This is a genomic window from Ascidiimonas meishanensis, from assembly GCF_037782385.1.
GTDB classification, from domain to species: domain Bacteria; phylum Bacteroidota; class Bacteroidia; order Flavobacteriales; family Flavobacteriaceae; genus Ascidiimonas; species Ascidiimonas meishanensis.
This window is the reverse complement of the sequence record NZ_JBBEXD010000001.1, coordinates 559,575-575,876: the sequence shown is the minus strand read 5'-3', so window position 1 is coordinate 575,876 and position 16,302 is coordinate 559,575. Positions and strand designations below refer to the sequence as shown.

The window sequence follows — 16,302 nt, the reverse complement described above, 5'->3', positions numbered from 1 at the left end:
ATCCAGAATATACGCAAAAAATAAGATTTCATTCTAAGGTTTACTTTTAAACCAAGAGAATAACTTGTAAATTGCATATCAACATTCTTGATAATTATGCATAATGATTTAAGTGACTATCGTAAGTCTTACGAGAAGAGTGAATTACTTGAAAATATTGCTCCAGAAAATCCTTTAGAGTTGTTTCAAAAATGGTTCTTTGAAACAGAAAAGTTTGGAGGAATAGAAGAAGTAAATGCTATGACCGTTTCAACTATAGGCCTTGACGGATTTCCAAAAAGCAGGGTTGTTTTAATGAAAAGGTTTACACATGAAGGTTTTATTTTTTATACCAACTATGAAAGTGAGAAAGGTAAAGCAATTGCAGCAAATCCAAATGTTTGTTTGTCTTTTTTTTGGCCAGCTTTAGAAAGGCAAATAATAATTAAAGGCAGGGCTTCTAAAGTGCCAGAAAATCTTTCTGATGGATATTTTGACTCTCGCCCGGATGGAAGCAAATTGGGCGCTATTGTATCTCCACAAAGTCAGGTAATTGATTCCAGAGAAACTTTAGAAAAAAATTTGGAGGTTTTAGAAAGGAAATATGAAAACGAAGAGATTCCAAGACCGGAGTACTGGGGAGGATTTCTTGTACGTCCTGTATCTATGGAATTTTGGCAAGGAAGACCCAACAGACTGCATGATAGATTGCGATACCGAATTGAAAATGAACTTGATTGGATTTGTGAAAGACTTGCACCTTAAATAAAATATAGTAGTGAAAACGCTTACCCTTATTAGACATGCTAAATCATCATGGGATTATCAGGTAGTTGATAAAGACAGACCACTGAATCAAAGAGGAATTGATGATGCCCATTTAGTTTCAAGCCACCTAGCTAATAAACCTTTTTTAGCCGATGCAGTATTTTCAAGTTATGCAAATCGGGCAATGCATACCTGTGCTATCTTTATGCGGAATTTGAATATTCATTTTTCAACCTTGGAAATTTCTCCCAAACTCTACGACTTTTCAGGAGAATCTGTTCATACTTTTATTAAAAACCTGAATGATAATTATGAAAAGGTAATTATATTCGGACATAATCACGCATTTACTCATTTAACAAATATTTTGGGAGATAAATTTATAGACAACTTACCAACAAGTGGATTGGTAACTATATCCTTTCCAGTAAATAGTTGGCGTGAAATTTCTCAAGGAAGTACGATAAATATGATTTTTCCAAAGCAATTTAAATAATGAATTCAAAAAAAAATCAATATATAAACCGCGAAATTAGCTGGCTTCATTTTAATGCAAGAGTATTGCAGGAATCTGAAGATGAAACCGTTCCTCTAATTGAAAGACTTCGTTTTTTAGGAATTTTTTCTAATAATTTAGATGAGTTTTTTAAAGTAAGGTATGCTACAGTAAAGCGAATTTCGCAGGCTGGAAAAAGTGGTAAAAGTGCCTTAGGAGGTGCTAACGCAGCAGAACTTTTAGAAGAAATTACAAATATTGTAATTCGTCAACAAGCAGAAAGCCTTGAAATTCTTAGCAATATTGAAAAAATGTTACAGGATAAAGGTATTTTTAGAATCGATGAAACCGAGGTTTCACCAACACAAAGTGCCTATATAAAACAATATTTTTTAGAAAATGTAAGCCCTGCTTTAATCACAATTATTTTAAATGATTTGGCAGAATTTCCTCTTCTAAAAGACAGTGCAGCCTATCTGGCTGTAAAAATTGTTATAAAAAACCCAGACAAACCTACTGGAATCAAACGGGTAATTAAGCCGGGTATTCGCGATGATATAAGATACGCATTAATAGAAATTCCACGAACAATTAAACGGTTTGTAGTACTGCCTAGGGAAAATGGCAAAGACTATATAATAATGCTAGACGATTTGATAAGATATTGTATGAACAGCATCTTCAATATTTTTGATTACCAGTCTTTATCTGCTCATATGATCAAAATCACTAGAGATGCAGAGCTAGATATAGATAGTGATTTGAGTAAAAGTTTTATTGAAAAAATATCTTCTAGTGTTAAGGGAAGAAAAGTAAGTGAGCCAGTACGCTTTGTATATGACAAAGGAATTGCGAAAGATACGCTTCGTTTTCTTATGGATAAAATGGGTATTGATAATACAGATAGTATAATACCCGGAGGGCGTTACCATAACCGTAGAGATTATATGAGCTTTCCTAGTTTAGGACGCACTGATTTACTCTACAAACCATACCAGCCTTTGTTAGTAAAAGGTTTAAATCTGGAAGGGAGTCTTTTTGAACGTATAGCCATTAAAGATTATTTACTACATACACCCTATCATACATTCTCCTATATCGTTAGATTTCTAAAAGAAGCTGCTTTAGATCCTAAAGTGAAAAGCATTAGAATTACGGTGTATAGAATGGCAAGGGTGTCTTTGGTAGCAAACTCGCTTATTAACGCAGCAAAAAATGGGAAGAAAGTAACCGTACAGATAGAACTGCAAGCACGTTTTGATGAGGAAGCCAATATTAAGTTCGCAAAGCAGTTTGAAGCAGAAGGGATTCAGCTTATTTTTGGTGTACCCGGCCTTAAAGTGCATAGTAAGATTTGTATGATAGAGCGCCAGGAGAGACAAAAGCTTGTGCGATATGGCTTTATTAGCACAGGTAATTTTAATGAATCTACAGCAAAAGTTTATACGGATTATACACTGTTTACAGCTAATCAAGAGATATTAAAGGAAATAAATAAGGTTTTTAAATTCTTCGAAATAAATTATAAAGTTCACAGATATAAACATTTAATTGTATCACCTCACTACACCTACAGCAGTTTTACGAAGCTAATTGATAAGGAAATAGAAAATGCCAATGCTGGTAAAGAAGCTTTTATTAGGTTAAAAATGAATAGTTTTACTAGCTATAAAATGGCAGATAAACTCTATGAAGCCAGTAAGGCAGGTGTTAAGATTCAAATGATTGTAAGAGGTGTTTGCTGTTTGATTCCTGGAGTGGAAGGATTAAGTGAGAATATAGAGGCCATTAGTATTGTGGATAAATATTTAGAACATCCCAGATTGTATATATTTGGAAATGAAGGAAATCCTAAGATTTATATTTCATCAGCAGATTGGATGACTAGAAACATTGAAAATAGAGTGGAAGTTACTTGTCCTATTTATGACGAAGAGATCAAGAAAGAGTTGATAGATACCTTTGAAATTGGATGGAGCGACAACGTAAAAGCACGAGTGTTTTCTGAAAAGCAAGATAACAGTTATAGAAAAAATGGTGATACTAAAATAAGGTCTCAAGTGGCCATGTATGATTACTATGAAAATAAACTAAAAGAGTAAAATTTGAAAATAAGAAAATTTGCAGCTATTGATATAGGGTCTAATGCGATAAGACTATTAATAAATAATGTTATTGAAGAAAACGGAAAAGAAACTCAATTTAAAAAAAGTTCTTTAGTAAGGGTTCCTATTCGTTTAGGACAAGATTCCTTCACCGTGGGCGAAATATCAAAAGTAAATGAAGAGCGAATGATTGATGCTATGAAAGCTTTTAAATTACTCATGAAAGTGCATGGTGTCGAAAAGTATATGGCCTGCGCTACTTCTGCAATGAGAGAAGCAAGTAATGGACAGGAAGTCGCTGAGAAAATATTAAATAAAGCAGGTGTCAAAATAGATGTTATAGATGGAAAAAAAGAGGCTGCCATTATAGCTTCTACTGATTTACATGAATTAATAGAAACAGATAAATCTTATCTCTATATTGATGTTGGGGGAGGGAGTACTGAGTTTACTATTTTTTCTAAAGGTAAAATAGTCATTTCCAAATCTTTTAAAGTAGGAACGGTTCGTTTTCTCAATGAGGTAATTGAAGAACAAATCTGGATTGAGATTGAAAAATGGGTAAAATCCAATACACGAAATTTAGTAAAACTCTCTATAATAGGATCTGGAGGGAATATCAACAAACTGCATAAGATGTCTAATAGGGCTCCCGGGGAACCTTTATCTTATATATGGCTTAACGCCCAGTACCAATTCTTACAGAGTTTATCTTATGATGAGCGCGTAAGTGAACTAAGTTTAAATCCTGATCGTGCTGATGTGATTATTCCTGCAACCAGAATTTATTTATTTGCTGCTAAATGGAGTGGTGCTAAAAAAATTCATGTTCCCAAAATAGGATTATCAGATGGAATTATTAAAACACTATACTTTAATGAAAAAAGATAAATATATTCAATTGAATCACTAGTAAATAAACCAATGTTCCTGTAATAAAAGACACTGGTTTATTTACTACTACTAATAATTTAGTCTTTTACTTTGTTTTTTGCTTCTTTCATCTGTTTTTCAACCTTCTCCTTATCCCCAACAATAACGAGTGTCATTTTTTCAGGGCGAATGTATTTTTTAGCTATTTCTTTCACCTTTTCTGGAGTAACCGCATTAATATTTTTTACACGGTTAGTTAAATAGTCTTCCTCTAGCCCATGAACTTCAAGAAAAACCATTTGTCCTATAATACCATTAGGAGTAGAATTTCTCAAAACAAAAATTCCTGATTCATAATTCTGAATTCCTTTTAACTCCTCTTCTGTAGGTATTTCGTTTTGAAGTTTAATTATTTCATTATTAATCTCTTGTAAAGATGCAGAAGTAAATTCTGTGGTAACGTCTGCCATTTCTGCCCATATAGAACTTTTAAAGTTATTGTCTACAAAACTATACGGTGAATAGGTATAACCTTTGTCTTCCCTAATGTTACTGGTGATTCTAGAAGCAAAAGATCCACCAAGAATTGAATTGGTTACATCTAATGCAGTATAGTCTGGATGTGAAGGATCTACCACAGGTAATCCATAAATAATGGTAGATTGAGGCGCATTTGGTCTGTCAATAATTTGAACACTAGGGGAAGAAATAGGTTTTGCTTCTGGATAAAAGCCTTCTGGTCCTTCTTTCCAATCGCCAAAAGCTTTTTCAACGGCTTCCTTTACCTTGTCAGCATCAAATTTTCCTGCAATATAAACAGTAGTGCGTTTTGCGCCTATATTGGCATTATAAAAACTCTTGACGTTTTCAATACTATAAGAATCAATGTTTTCAGTGGTAGGAAATAATCTACCATAAGGATGATCAGGATATATTGTACTATAAAAACTAGTTCTGGCCTGAGTCTGAGATCTGGTAAGTGCCACGCTCAGCCTTCTCTTGAGGTCATTTTTCAAACGATCAATTTCAGTTTCTGGCCATGCAGGATTTTTTAGAACAGAAGCCATAAGTTTAATAGCATCTGGTCCAAATTCATAAAGCACAGAAGTATTTAAAGTTATGGTATGAACTCCGGAGGCTATGCCTAAATTACCACCCATACTGGCCATTTTATTAGCGATCTGTTTTGAATTTAAAGAGTCGGTGCCTTCTTCCATCAAATCACTCATTAAATCGCTAAGCCAAACTTCCTTCTCCTTTTCATGAATATTTCCCGTTTTAACTGAAATATGAATGGTTACTTTAGGGATAGAGCCATAGGGAACCATCACCAAACGCAGTCCATTAGGAAATGAAACAACTTGTTTTTTTGGAATAATAAAATTTTTAGGTTCACCTCCAACTGGGGGTTGTTCTTTATCCTGTGTATATGAAATGGTAACAAAAAACAATACCAGCACAAATGTGATTATACTAGTTTTCATAAGGCTTCATTTTTAGAATTTGCAAGAGGATTCACTGCGAGAATTGTACGGTTCGTTTTTCTTAGAAATTCGTTAATGGTTTCATTAATTACTGCAGGAGTAATTTTCTTAAATTCTTTTTCTAAAGTGTTAATTCTTGCTGGGTCATCATCAAATAATGCAAAACTGCAAAGTAAATCTGCTCTTCCTAATCCAAACGTACCTCCAAGATCATCATACAACTGAGATCTTATTTTAATCAAAGCACTATCTAACATTTCCTGGGTAACATTGCCTCTTAGGTTTTCAATTACTTCATCTGCTGCGACAAGAATGGCTTCTCTACTTTCCTTATCATCATAAGTGAGTTCATACATCCAAAGCATTGGGCCATTGTAATTGAACATATTCCCTAAATAATTAATACCTCCGCTAACACTAGAAGTAAATCCTTTTTCATTTTTTAGTTTTTGAGATAGAAGGCTGTTATCTCCTTGCAAAAGAATTTGATCAAGAAGCCCCATAGCAAAATATGCTGGCGTGTTTCTTTTTGGCATATGATAGGCGATGGCAATTGCAGGCTTACTAGCAAGAGAATCATTTTTGACAAAAGCTTTTTCTTCTGTTTGTCTTGGTTCTGAAATATCTGGTTTTTCTGGTAGTTCAGATGCAGGGATTTTTCCAAAATATTTCTCCACCCAAATTTTAACTTCTTCAGGTTCAAAATCTCCTACAATAGAAATTGCCGCATTATTTGGAGCGTAATAAGTCTTGAAAAAGGATGAAACATCTTCAAGCGTTGCCGCATCCAGATCTTTTAAATCTCCATAAAAGTTATGAGCATTATACCAGTTAGTATTGGCATATTGCGGCATATCTAGCCATGGAAATCCTCCATATGGCTGATTAATTACATTTACTTTGACTTCATTTTTCACTACACCTTGTTGATTGATGAGGTTCTCTTGTGTAATAGCAAGACCTTTCATTCTATCTGCCTCAGCCCAAAGCATGGTTTCAAGTTTGTGCGCGGGTACAATTTCAAAATAATTAGTAAAATCAAATCTGGTAGACCCATTAAGTACGCCTCCGTTTGTTTGTACTAATTGAATGAATTCCATTTTACCCATGTTTTCAGAACCTTGAAACATCATATGTTCAAATAAGTGGGCAAAACCGGTCCTGTCTTTTGGTTCAATTCTAAAACCTATATTGTAATAGACAGCCACAATAGCAGTGGGTGCTGTCTTATCTTGTGACAGAATCACTTTAAGACCATTATCTAGCTTATAATAGTCTACTGGCACCTGAAATTCAGACACTTCGGTTTCGTTAATCGCTTTTTTACAACTTATCAGTAATAAAATAGCCATCATAAAGAAGGTGATTTTAAACTTCATAATAAAAGGATATGTTTTATGATATTTTCAAAGATAATTGAATAAATATTGCGAATTTTTAAAAATAAGGAATAAAAAACGCTAATATTTTGTTAAATCAATTAAGAAACGAGATAAGTTAGATTATCCGTGTATACTTTCTTTGGTACTGAGGGTTTTCATAATTTCAGCTTCATACTTTAGTAGTTCCTCCCATTTTTGATCTACTTCTTTACGGTCACCATATTGACGAGCGAAAGATAAAAACATGGTGTAATGGTTAGCTTCACTTATCATAAGCTTTTTATAAAAACTTGCAAGTTCTTTGTCTCTAAGTTCCTCAGAAAGCAAACGAAATCGTTCACAACTTCTCGCTTCTATAAGTGCTGCGTAAAGTAGTTTGTGCACCAATTGGGTAGTACGACTACCTCCTTTAGGAAAGAACTTCGTTAGCGCAATCACATAGTCATCTTTTCTATCACGACCTAAAATCCAACCATTAGCAATGATCTTATCATGCACCATTTTAAAATGACTCATTTCTTCTTTTACCAGCGCAGTCATTTCTTGCACCAATTCTGTGTACTCAGGAAATATGACTATAAAAGAGATAGCGGTACTTGCGGCTTTTTGCTCACAATATGCATGATCAGTTAAGATCTCTTCAATATTTTTTTCAACAATATTAACCCATCTTGGATCTGTAGGTAATTTAAGTCCTAACATACTAACTTAATTTTAGATATCTAGATCAAACTCCTTGCGAAGTTTATCAATTAGTGGATTCTTTTCTCTTAATTTTTCATATTTTTCTATGGGTGTGAAAGCGTATTTTTTGGCAGCTGTTTCATTAACAGTAATGGATAGCGTGATATCGTAGTTTTGTAAACGTTTTTTTAAAAACTCCATGAGTGGGTAACTTTCTCTTTCTACCTCTTTTTTCATGGTGTCATTGGGAAGCTCTATTGAAATTAATGTTCCATTACTCAGTTTTGGAATATCCGCAGCTAAGTTTGAAGCCATAATTTTTTTTCCGCTTGCTTCCATATCATTTACATAATCTGTCCAAGCTTTTTCCAGCGTTTCCTTTGTGAACGCTTTTTTGGGAAGCTCTTCTGTAATATTTTCCTGAGCTAGTTTATTAATTTCATGCTGCTTTTTTGCTTTGATACTAGAAATAGATAAACCAGAAATCTTTTTCTCTGCAAAGGGTTTTGATGGCTTGGGTTCTTCTATTACGAGTGCCTTTTCTTCTATCTTAATTTCAGAATAATTGCTTTTTGAAACGGCTTCTTCTCTTTGTTCTTGAGATTCTTGAATTTTTTTAACTTCAGAGATGAGAGGCTTCTGTACAGGCTGTCCTGAAACAGGCGGAGATGGAATTTTAGGTGTTTCTTTGTAGAATTTAGGGGGTATTATGAATGCATTGCTATTTTTTTTTTCTCCATCATAGGAGATGGAGGCAAGCTGCATTAAGCAAAGTTCAACGAGTAATCGTTGATTTTTACTGGTTTTATATTTGAGGTCACAATCGTTAGCTAGCTCAATACATTTTAGTAGAAATGGAATAGACGTTTTCTTGGATTGCTCTAAATATTTTTTTTGTGTTTGTTCACCAACTTCAAGAAGAGGTATGGTAGCTTCGTTTTTACAGACCATTAAATCTCTGCAATGTGAGGCTAATCCGGCAATAAAATGATGCCCGTCAAAACCCCTTGAAAGTGTTTCGTTGTAGTCAATTAATAAATTGGGAATATCATTTTCAAGAATAAAATCTATTGTTTTAAAGAAGGTGTCATAATCTAAAACGTTCAGGTTCTCTGTAACGGCCTTGCGAGTAAGCTGCTTTCCTGAGAAACTTACAACTCTGTCAAAGATAGATAATGCATCTCGCATTGCTCCATCTGCTTTTTGAGCAATAATATGCAGCGCATCTTCTTCTGCTTCAATATTTTGATTTTGAGCAATGTATTTTAGATACTCTCTGGCATCTTTTACAGTTATTCTTTTAAAATCAAAAATTTGACATCTAGAAAGAATAGTAGGGATTATTTTATGCTTTTCGGTAGTTGCCAATATAAAAATAGCATGCCTGGGAGGTTCTTCAAGTGTTTTTAAAAAGGCATTAAAGGCCGCTTGACTCAGCATATGTACTTCATCAATAATATATACTTTATACTTTCCGGTTTGAGGCGGTATCCGAACTTGATCTATCAGACTTCGGATATCGTCAACCGAATTATTGGATGCTGCATCAAGTTCAAAAATATTGAATGCAAAATCTTCATCTGGGTTTTCAAATCCATCTTGATTAATCTTCTTGGCAAGAATACGTGCACAAGTTGTTTTACCCACTCCTCTTGGTCCACAGAATAAGAGTGCTTGGGCTAAATGATTATTTTCAATAGCATTTAATAAGGTATTCGTAATTGCACGTTGTCCAACAACATCTTTAAATGTTTGCGGTCTGTATTTTCGTGCGGATACTACGAACGGCTCCATAAAATTTTTTGAAAATTAGGTAAAACTATTTCTGAGTGTACATTACAAAGATAAAAATTGCTTTATGAAATTATAAATCATCCCTTGAAATTTAGGAGTATTTATTAACAATTTTTTTGTTCAATATGCATCTAACATAAGAGATAATTGCTTAAAATTTATGTAATTTTACACCGCAGGCTATCTTATCGCTTTTGCTTTGCAAGAGAGGAAAGTCCGGACACCGTAGCGCAACATAGCGGGTAATACCCGTCCTTAGCTATGCTACATAGCTAAGAGGACAAGTGCAACAGAAAGCAAGTACAGGTAATGCTGTAGTGAAATCAGGTAAACTCTATGTGGTGCAACGCCATGTAAACCAACATTTGAGAATTGCGCGTTCAAGTTGGAGGGTAGGCGGTTAGAGGTGATTGGTAACAATTACTCCAGATAAATGATAAGACTCGACAGAATCCGGCTTATAGGCCTGCTTTTTTATGGTATTTCAAAAAAACTAAAAACGTTGCCACCATACCTTTTTTCCATGTGAAAATTAGGTAGATGGTCTAGTTTGGTATGTTTTGAATGTTCTATAATAAGTGTACCTTGTTCTTTTAATAGGGAGTTGTTGAAAACGTGATAGACAATTTTCTCAAATTGCTCAATAGATAAGTCATAGGGAGGATCTGCAAAAATCACATCTCTGGATACATTGGTATTTTCTAAAAATTTAAATACATCACTTTTAATAGTCTTTATTTCCAATGAGAGTTCGATAGCTATTTTTTCTATGTATTTAATGCAACCGTGATGACTATCAACAGATACAACTTCCAAACAGCCTCTAGAAGCAAATTCAAAGCTAATATTTCCAGTTCCTGAAAAAAGATCTAAAACAGAAATCTCTTCAAAGTGGTAATAATTATTGAGAATATTAAAGAGCGCTTCTTTCGCAAAATCAGTTGTTGGTCTAACCGGAAGCTTTCCCGGTGCCATTAGTCTTCTTCCTTTGTGTTTGCCAGAAATAATTCGCATTAAAAAGTACTAATTAAAAGATGTGCATCGTTAAGGTCTTTACTGCTAACATCTTCTGATGTTTTAAAATTAAATTGGTGCTTACTAATAGTTACATTTCTTATGTATTTATAAACATATTGATATTTCATATCTTCTTCATCAATACTTTTTAAGAATTCAAAAGAAAATAAATCAGGATTCATCCCTAGCTGCTCTGCTGCAAATAGTACATAGTAAATAAAATCTTCAGGGGTGTCATAAAAAAATGAATTATAGTAGATAAGTTTCTTGTTTTTTATTACCATAATTTCAAAACGGGTAGTATTAATATCGGCATACATGGCAGGTTGATCATTACGAACTACCTTTCGCATTAATTGCTCTACTAATACACTTGCGGTATGTTTATATTCAAAGCTTCCAAATAGGTCAAAAAAATAATTAGTCACGTTCATGAAGGGAACATAAACATTTACTAAAGCTGCTTCTGGAATTTCATCAAATACTACTACGTCATTTTCAAGGATTTTCACATTGAATTTAAGGTAATCTGATAAATGATCTTTATTAAATAAAGCTTCTGGAATAAATGCAGAAAGCTCATTACTATGAACTAGGTGTAATTTTCTTAGAAGTTTTATTGTAGGGTGTTCATTAAACAATTCTTTGAGCTTTTGCTCTAGAATATCTGGAGTTACAGATTCTTGAAAATTCTCATGAAATACAGCTTCAATTTTATGTTCAGCCCGATTTAGAATGCAAAAAGAAAGTCCACTCAGATCAACCTGAATGGACAATTCTTTATTTGATAAATCGTATGTATTAATTCTTCTTTTTAGTGTCATATATGGTAGGCCAGTTACCATTGGTACTTACATCGTTTAATGATCCTACAATAATAGAATTTCCATTTACTTCATCAACTGAAATCATCTGATTTTCCTGAACTCGTAAATTTTTAGGCTGATCGTAAAGAATAACATCTTTTTTAACCTTCGCTTCAAATACAGGTGCTTTGTATCCTTCTTTATCTAAAATAGCAGCTTTCATCTCGAATTTGGCCGTATTCTCGGCAAAAGGAACATTCATCATGGTTTTATAGCGATCAGAATTTTTAAAGATAGAATCTTTTATCGCTTTAAATCCTAAAGTGTCTATAATCTTTACCTCGCGAAGCATATCAATTTTATAAACTTCATCATATTCCATAAAAGAAGAGTCACGTTGCTGGGTGATAGTGAATTGGGCAGTGTCAACAAACTTAACCAATGCATCAAAATTAGAAGCAAATTTACCAGTTACAGTTCTGTGAGCCTCCTGAGCATCTCTGATGTCTTTAAGTTTTGCTATGACTGCTTTGTATCGCTCTTCTTTTACCTTCTTAAATTCGATCGGTTCACTAATCGACTTATAGATCATAAAAGCAAAGAAAAAACTTAATAACCAAAGTGCTATTTGAATGGCTGTTTTCATTTGTGTATTTTTGAATTAGATTATAGTGATTTAGGCAAATCTACAATTTTTTTTTAATGGATAAAGTATTTACCCTTAAAAAACATTGTTAACTTTAGACCAGATTATTTCCAGATGACAGAGTCTTCTTTTTATAAATTACTTATTGAAAATTTTCCACATCAACCCACACCAAAACAGGATATTGCGTTACAACAGCTTTCTGGTTTTTTGTTTAATGATGATGCAAATGCTCTTTTTATGATGAAAGGGTATGCAGGTACGGGAAAAACAACTATTATTGGTACGTTGGTGAACAACCTATGGGAAACCCTAATGAAATCTGTTTTATTGGCACCTACGGGGAGAGCTGCCAAAGTGATTACCAATTATTCTAAAAGGAATGCAAACACCATTCATAAGCATATTTATTTTCCTAAAAAGCAAAAAAATGGAGGTGTGAGCTTCGTATTGCAACCTAACAAACACCGAAATACGATTTTTATTGTAGATGAAGCATCTATGATTTCAGATGTACAAAGTGACTCTAAATTTTTTGAAAATGGTTCATTGTTGGATGATCTTATTCAATATGTATATGCTGGGCATAAATGTAAATTACTGCTTATTGGAGATACAGCACAACTACCTCCTGTAAATCTGGATGTAAGTCCAGCACTAGATATAGATAAAATATCTTTAAATTATAACAAAGAGGTAAGTCATATTGAATTAGATGAAGTGGTGAGACAGCAAAAAGATTCTGGTATATTATGGAACGCCACTCTTTTAAGAGAAGAGATAAAAGGGAATTTTCCCGATATTTTTAAATTTAATTTAAAAGGCTATCAGGATATAGTAAGACTTGTTGAAGGAACAGAAATACTAGAGGCAATTACAGAAGCATATTCTGAAAATGGTAAAGAAGAAACCGCAATTATTGTTCGTTCTAATAAAAGAGCGAATCTGTACAATCAACAAATAAGAAGTAGAATTTTATTCCATGAACACGAGTTGGCTACCGGAGATTATTTAATGGTAGTTCGCAATAATTATTTTTGGTTAAAATCGTCCAGCAAGGCTGGTTTTATTGCAAATGGAGATATTATTGAAGTGTTAGAAATTTTTTCTTTTAAGGAGCTATATGGTTTTCGTTTTGCAGAAGTACAGGTGCGCATGGTAGATTATCCAGATCAAAAACCTTTTGAAACCGTACTTCTATTAGACACTCTAGAAGCTGAAACCCCAGCACTTTCTTATGAACAAGGAAATCAATTGTATCAGGAAGTCTTAAAAGACTATGAAGATGAAACCTCTAAGTATCGTAAATTTCTGAAAGTAAAAAACAATAAATTTTTTAATGCGCTACAGGTAAAATTCTCCTATGCAATTACTTGTCATAAATCTCAGGGTGGTCAATGGCGTACTGTATTTGTAGAACAACCTTATGCCCCAAACGGTATTGATAGAGAATATCTTAGGTGGCTTTATACCGCTGTAACCAGAGCAAGTGGACAACTCTATTTAATCGGATTTAAAAATGATTTTTTTGTAGAAGATTAATTGTAATTTAGTGCTCTTATTTATCACAATTATGACTTCAGATACCATTATTAGTATTTTTTTGGGTATTGGATTGGCAGCTTCCGCTGGATTTAGAGTTTTTCTACCCTTATTTGTATTAAGTCTTGTCACTTATTTAGACATGTGGCAGCTTAATGAAAGTTGGGGGTGGATTGGAAGTCTTGGAGCCTTGATTATTTTTGGAGTAGCCATGGTTGCTGAAATTTTTGCCTATTACATCCCATGGTTTGATAACCTTTTAGATTCTATAGCTATTCCTTTGGCTACAATTGCTGGAACGGCTGTTATGGTTTCTACAGTAGCGGATATGACTCCAGCCATCACATGGACTTTAGCGATTATAGCTGGCGGTGGTACGGCTACAGCCATAAAAGGAGCAGCCTCTGCAACTAGACTAACTTCTACAGCGACTACTGGAGGAGTAGGCAATCCTGTTGTTTCAACCATTGAAACGGGTACTTCTATGCTAGTATCAGTTGCATCAGTATTTCTACCGGTTTTAGCTGTAGTATTGGTGATTATTATTTTATTTGTTGTCTTTCTTTTCTATCGAAAAATACGTCCACGCAGGAAATGAAAAATTCATTTGTAAATCTTATTTTTGAAAACTAATTCCACAACTATCATGAAAGCTATTTCTATGATTCCGGCAAGATATGCGGCCTCACGCTTTCCGGGTAAATTAATGCAGGATCTTGGAGGTAAAACGGTCATTTTAAGAACCTATATGGCAACCCTTGAAACAGGTCTTTTTGATGATGTTTTTGTGGTAACAGATAGTGATATTATTTTTAAGGAGATCACTTCCAATGGAGGGAAGGCTATCATGAGCATAAAAGAACATGAATGTGGCAGTGATCGCATTGCAGAAGCAGTGGCGAGTATGCATGTGGATATTGTAGTGAATGTTCAGGGAGATGAACCTTTTACCGAAAAAGAAAGTTTGCAGAAGGTATTGGATGTTTTTGTTAAAGATGATAAAAAGGAAATAGACCTTGCTTCTTTAATGACACCTATTCATGATATAGAGGAAATCAATAACCCTAATACGGTAAAAGTAATTGTAGATCATCGTAATTTTGCCTTGTATTTTTCAAGAGCAGCTATACCATATCCAAGAGCACAAAATACCGGAATTCAATATTACAAGCATAAGGGAATTTATGCCTTTAGAAAAAAAGCGTTAGTAGATTTTCCAAATTTGGAAATGCGCCCTTTGGAAGCTACAGAGAAAATTGAAGCCATTCGATATTTAGAATATGGCAGAAAAATTAAAATGGTTGAAACCAGAGTGACCGGGATTGAAATAGATACACCTGAAGATCTTGAACGGGCAAAGAAAAAAATGATATGAATTACGAGGGAATTACAACTTTGGGTTTTGATGCAGATGACACCTTATGGGTTAATGAAACCTATTTTAGAGAAACGGAGCATAAGTTTGCAAGTTTACTACGCGCCTATGAAACCGAAAACAAAATAGATCAAGAGTTGTTTAGCACAGAGATTAAGAATCTTGAGTTTTATGGGTACGGAATCAAAGGTTTTATGCTATCAATGATAGAGTCTGCGATAGAACTCTCTAATGGACAAATTGATGTGAAATCAATTTCTGAGATTATTAAGATGGGTAAGAAAATGATTCACGAACCAGTTGAACTCTTGGAAGGAGTAGAAGAGGTGTTGAAGAAATTGAATGGAGATTACAGAATATTATTATTAACCAAAGGAGATCTTTTAGACCAGGAGCGTAAATTGGAGAAATCAGGTTTGTCCAAATACTTTCATCATATTGAAGTGCTTAGTGATAAAAAAGAATCAAATTACAGGAATCTTTTAGAGCATCTAGAGGTCAAACCTTCTGAATTTTTAATGATAGGAAATTCTCTTAAATCAGATATACTGCCGCTAATTAATATTGGAGCAAGAGCAATCCATATTCCTTTTCATACAACTTGGGCGCATGAAACAGTTGCTCCTCAAGAGGAAAATGACAGTTACGCAACCATGAGCTCCATCAAAGAAATTTTAAAATATTTAAAGTGAGCCAGTTATTTGACATAGAATCTTGGGACCGTAAAGAACATTTTCATTTTTTTAAAAATTTTGAAGAACCTTTTTTTGGGGTCACTTTTGATGTGGATGTAACCTATCTTTATAACTATGTAAAAGGAAGCAATATTTCTTTTTATATAGCATATCTCTATGCCGCTCTTAAAACTGCCAATGAAATAAAAGAATTTAGATTACGCATCAGAGGTAATGATATAGTGGTTTTGCACCATAGTATTGGAGCCTCTCCTACAGTTTACAGACCTAACGGTACTTTTGGATTTGCACATATTGATTACCATACAGATTTTTTTGAATTTTCATCTCAAATGACCCAGGAAATCAAAAGGGTAGAGGCAGATAATAGACTCATTTCTGTTGAAAATGATGACAATACCATTCATTTTTCAGTTTTACCTTGGATTAAATTTACTGCGATCTCTCATGCCAGAAGTTTTAGCTTGAGAGAATCTATTCCAAAGATATCATTTGGTAAAATATATGAGCAAAATATGCAAAAATTAATGCCAGTTTCAGTCCATGTAAATCATGCAATTATGGATGGTTATCACGTAGGGCTTTTTGCCGAAAAATTTCAGGAACAACTTAATCAGGAATTAGAAAAGAAGAAAACGGTTTGATGAGATTTAAAA

General features: G+C 33.9%; 16 protein-coding genes and 1 other RNA gene. 10 read left to right on the top strand and 7 right to left on the bottom strand.

Features of this window, described 5'->3' with window-relative positions; translation table 11 throughout:
- The first annotated feature begins 96 nt into the window (after positions 1 to 96).
- Genes pdxH through WBG07_RS02395 form a run of 4 tightly spaced genes read left to right on the top strand, consistent with a single transcriptional unit; the run spans position 97 to position 4,239 of the window.
- Complete coding sequence (gene pdxH / locus WBG07_RS02410) at positions 97 to 744, top strand: pyridoxamine 5'-phosphate oxidase (RefSeq protein WP_340198885.1); 648 nt, start codon at positions 97 to 99, stop codon at positions 742 to 744.
- A 13-nt stretch (positions 745 to 757) separates the two neighbouring features.
- Positions 758 to 1,243, top strand: coding sequence for a SixA phosphatase family protein (locus tag WBG07_RS02405; RefSeq protein ID WP_340198884.1), 486 nt, complete (start codon positions 758 to 760; stop codon positions 1,241 to 1,243).
- Positions 1,243 to 3,345: a polyphosphate kinase 1 gene (gene ppk1, locus WBG07_RS02400; RefSeq protein WP_340198883.1), complete on the top strand. Its 2,103-nt coding sequence runs from the start codon at positions 1,243 to 1,245 to the stop codon at positions 3,343 to 3,345. Before WBG07_RS02405 ends, ppk1 begins: the two co-directional genes overlap by 1 nt.
- A 3-nt stretch (positions 3,346 to 3,348) precedes the next feature.
- A complete protein-coding gene (locus WBG07_RS02395) occupies positions 3,349 to 4,239 on the top strand; it encodes a Ppx/GppA phosphatase family protein (RefSeq protein ID WP_340198882.1) in 891 nt (296 codons plus the stop codon).
- An 80-nt stretch (positions 4,240 to 4,319) separates the two neighbouring features.
- Here WBG07_RS02395 and WBG07_RS02390 read toward each other — a convergent pair whose 3' ends face one another.
- From WBG07_RS02390 to WBG07_RS02375, 4 genes are all read right to left on the bottom strand, one after another.
- The gene (locus tag WBG07_RS02390; RefSeq protein WP_340198881.1) at positions 4,320 to 5,705 is read right to left on the bottom strand and encodes a M16 family metallopeptidase; all 1,386 of its coding nucleotides are present in this window, start codon (positions 5,703 to 5,705) and stop codon (positions 4,320 to 4,322) included.
- On the bottom strand, positions 5,702 to 7,084 hold the full coding sequence (locus WBG07_RS02385; RefSeq protein WP_340198880.1) for a M16 family metallopeptidase: 1,383 nt from the start codon (positions 7,082 to 7,084) through the stop codon (positions 5,702 to 5,704). Before WBG07_RS02385 ends, WBG07_RS02390 begins: the two co-directional genes overlap by 4 nt.
- A 123-nt stretch (positions 7,085 to 7,207) precedes the next feature.
- Positions 7,208 to 7,789: a MiaE family protein gene (locus tag WBG07_RS02380; protein ID WP_340198879.1), complete on the bottom strand. Its 582-nt coding sequence runs from the start codon at positions 7,787 to 7,789 to the stop codon at positions 7,208 to 7,210.
- Between the two features lie 12 nt (positions 7,790 to 7,801).
- The gene (locus WBG07_RS02375) at positions 7,802 to 9,565 is read right to left on the bottom strand and encodes a DNA polymerase III subunit gamma/tau (protein ID WP_340198878.1); all 1,764 of its coding nucleotides are present in this window, start codon (positions 9,563 to 9,565) and stop codon (positions 7,802 to 7,804) included.
- A 172-nt stretch (positions 9,566 to 9,737) separates the two neighbouring features.
- Between WBG07_RS02375 and rnpB the strand changes: the two genes are divergently transcribed.
- Positions 9,738 to 10,042, top strand: an RNA gene (gene rnpB, locus WBG07_RS02370) — RNase P RNA component class A.
- Here the strand turns inward: rnpB and WBG07_RS02365 are convergent.
- Genes WBG07_RS02365 through WBG07_RS02355 form a run of 3 tightly spaced genes read right to left on the bottom strand, consistent with a single transcriptional unit; the run spans position 10,040 to position 12,034 of the window.
- On the bottom strand, positions 10,040 to 10,579 hold the full coding sequence (locus tag WBG07_RS02365; RefSeq protein WP_340198877.1) for an RsmD family RNA methyltransferase: 540 nt from the start codon (positions 10,577 to 10,579) through the stop codon (positions 10,040 to 10,042). The genes rnpB and WBG07_RS02365 overlap by 3 nt on opposite strands.
- Positions 10,579 to 11,406 (bottom strand): DUF3822 family protein, encoded by an 828-nt coding sequence (locus WBG07_RS02360; RefSeq protein WP_340198876.1) that lies wholly within the window; start codon positions 11,404 to 11,406, stop codon positions 10,579 to 10,581. The genes WBG07_RS02365 and WBG07_RS02360 overlap by 1 nt, the downstream gene beginning before the upstream one ends.
- Complete coding sequence (locus tag WBG07_RS02355) at positions 11,384 to 12,034, bottom strand: hypothetical protein (protein ID WP_340198875.1); 651 nt, start codon at positions 12,032 to 12,034, stop codon at positions 11,384 to 11,386. The genes WBG07_RS02360 and WBG07_RS02355 overlap by 23 nt, the downstream gene beginning before the upstream one ends.
- A gap of 114 nt (positions 12,035 to 12,148) precedes the next feature.
- Between WBG07_RS02355 and WBG07_RS02350 the strand changes: the two genes are divergently transcribed.
- The 5 genes from WBG07_RS02350 to WBG07_RS02330 are packed head-to-tail and all read left to right on the top strand — an operon-like array spanning position 12,149 to position 16,290.
- Complete coding sequence (locus tag WBG07_RS02350) at positions 12,149 to 13,576, top strand: ATP-dependent DNA helicase (RefSeq protein WP_340198874.1); 1,428 nt, start codon at positions 12,149 to 12,151, stop codon at positions 13,574 to 13,576.
- A 31-nt stretch (positions 13,577 to 13,607) separates the two neighbouring features.
- On the top strand, positions 13,608 to 14,174 hold the full coding sequence (locus WBG07_RS02345) for a DUF4126 domain-containing protein (protein WP_340198873.1): 567 nt from the start codon (positions 13,608 to 13,610) through the stop codon (positions 14,172 to 14,174).
- Between the two features lie 48 nt (positions 14,175 to 14,222).
- Positions 14,223 to 14,951: a 3-deoxy-manno-octulosonate cytidylyltransferase gene (kdsB, locus tag WBG07_RS02340; RefSeq protein WP_340199318.1), complete on the top strand. Its 729-nt coding sequence runs from the start codon at positions 14,223 to 14,225 to the stop codon at positions 14,949 to 14,951.
- The gene (locus tag WBG07_RS02335; protein ID WP_340198872.1) at positions 14,948 to 15,643 is read left to right on the top strand and encodes an HAD family hydrolase; all 696 of its coding nucleotides are present in this window, start codon (positions 14,948 to 14,950) and stop codon (positions 15,641 to 15,643) included. The genes kdsB and WBG07_RS02335 overlap by 4 nt, the downstream gene beginning before the upstream one ends.
- Entirely contained in the window at positions 15,640 to 16,290 is a 651-nt protein-coding gene (locus WBG07_RS02330) for a CatA-like O-acetyltransferase (protein ID WP_340198871.1), read from the top strand. The genes WBG07_RS02335 and WBG07_RS02330 overlap by 4 nt, the downstream gene beginning before the upstream one ends.
- The last annotated feature ends 12 nt before the right edge of the window (positions 16,291 to 16,302 follow it).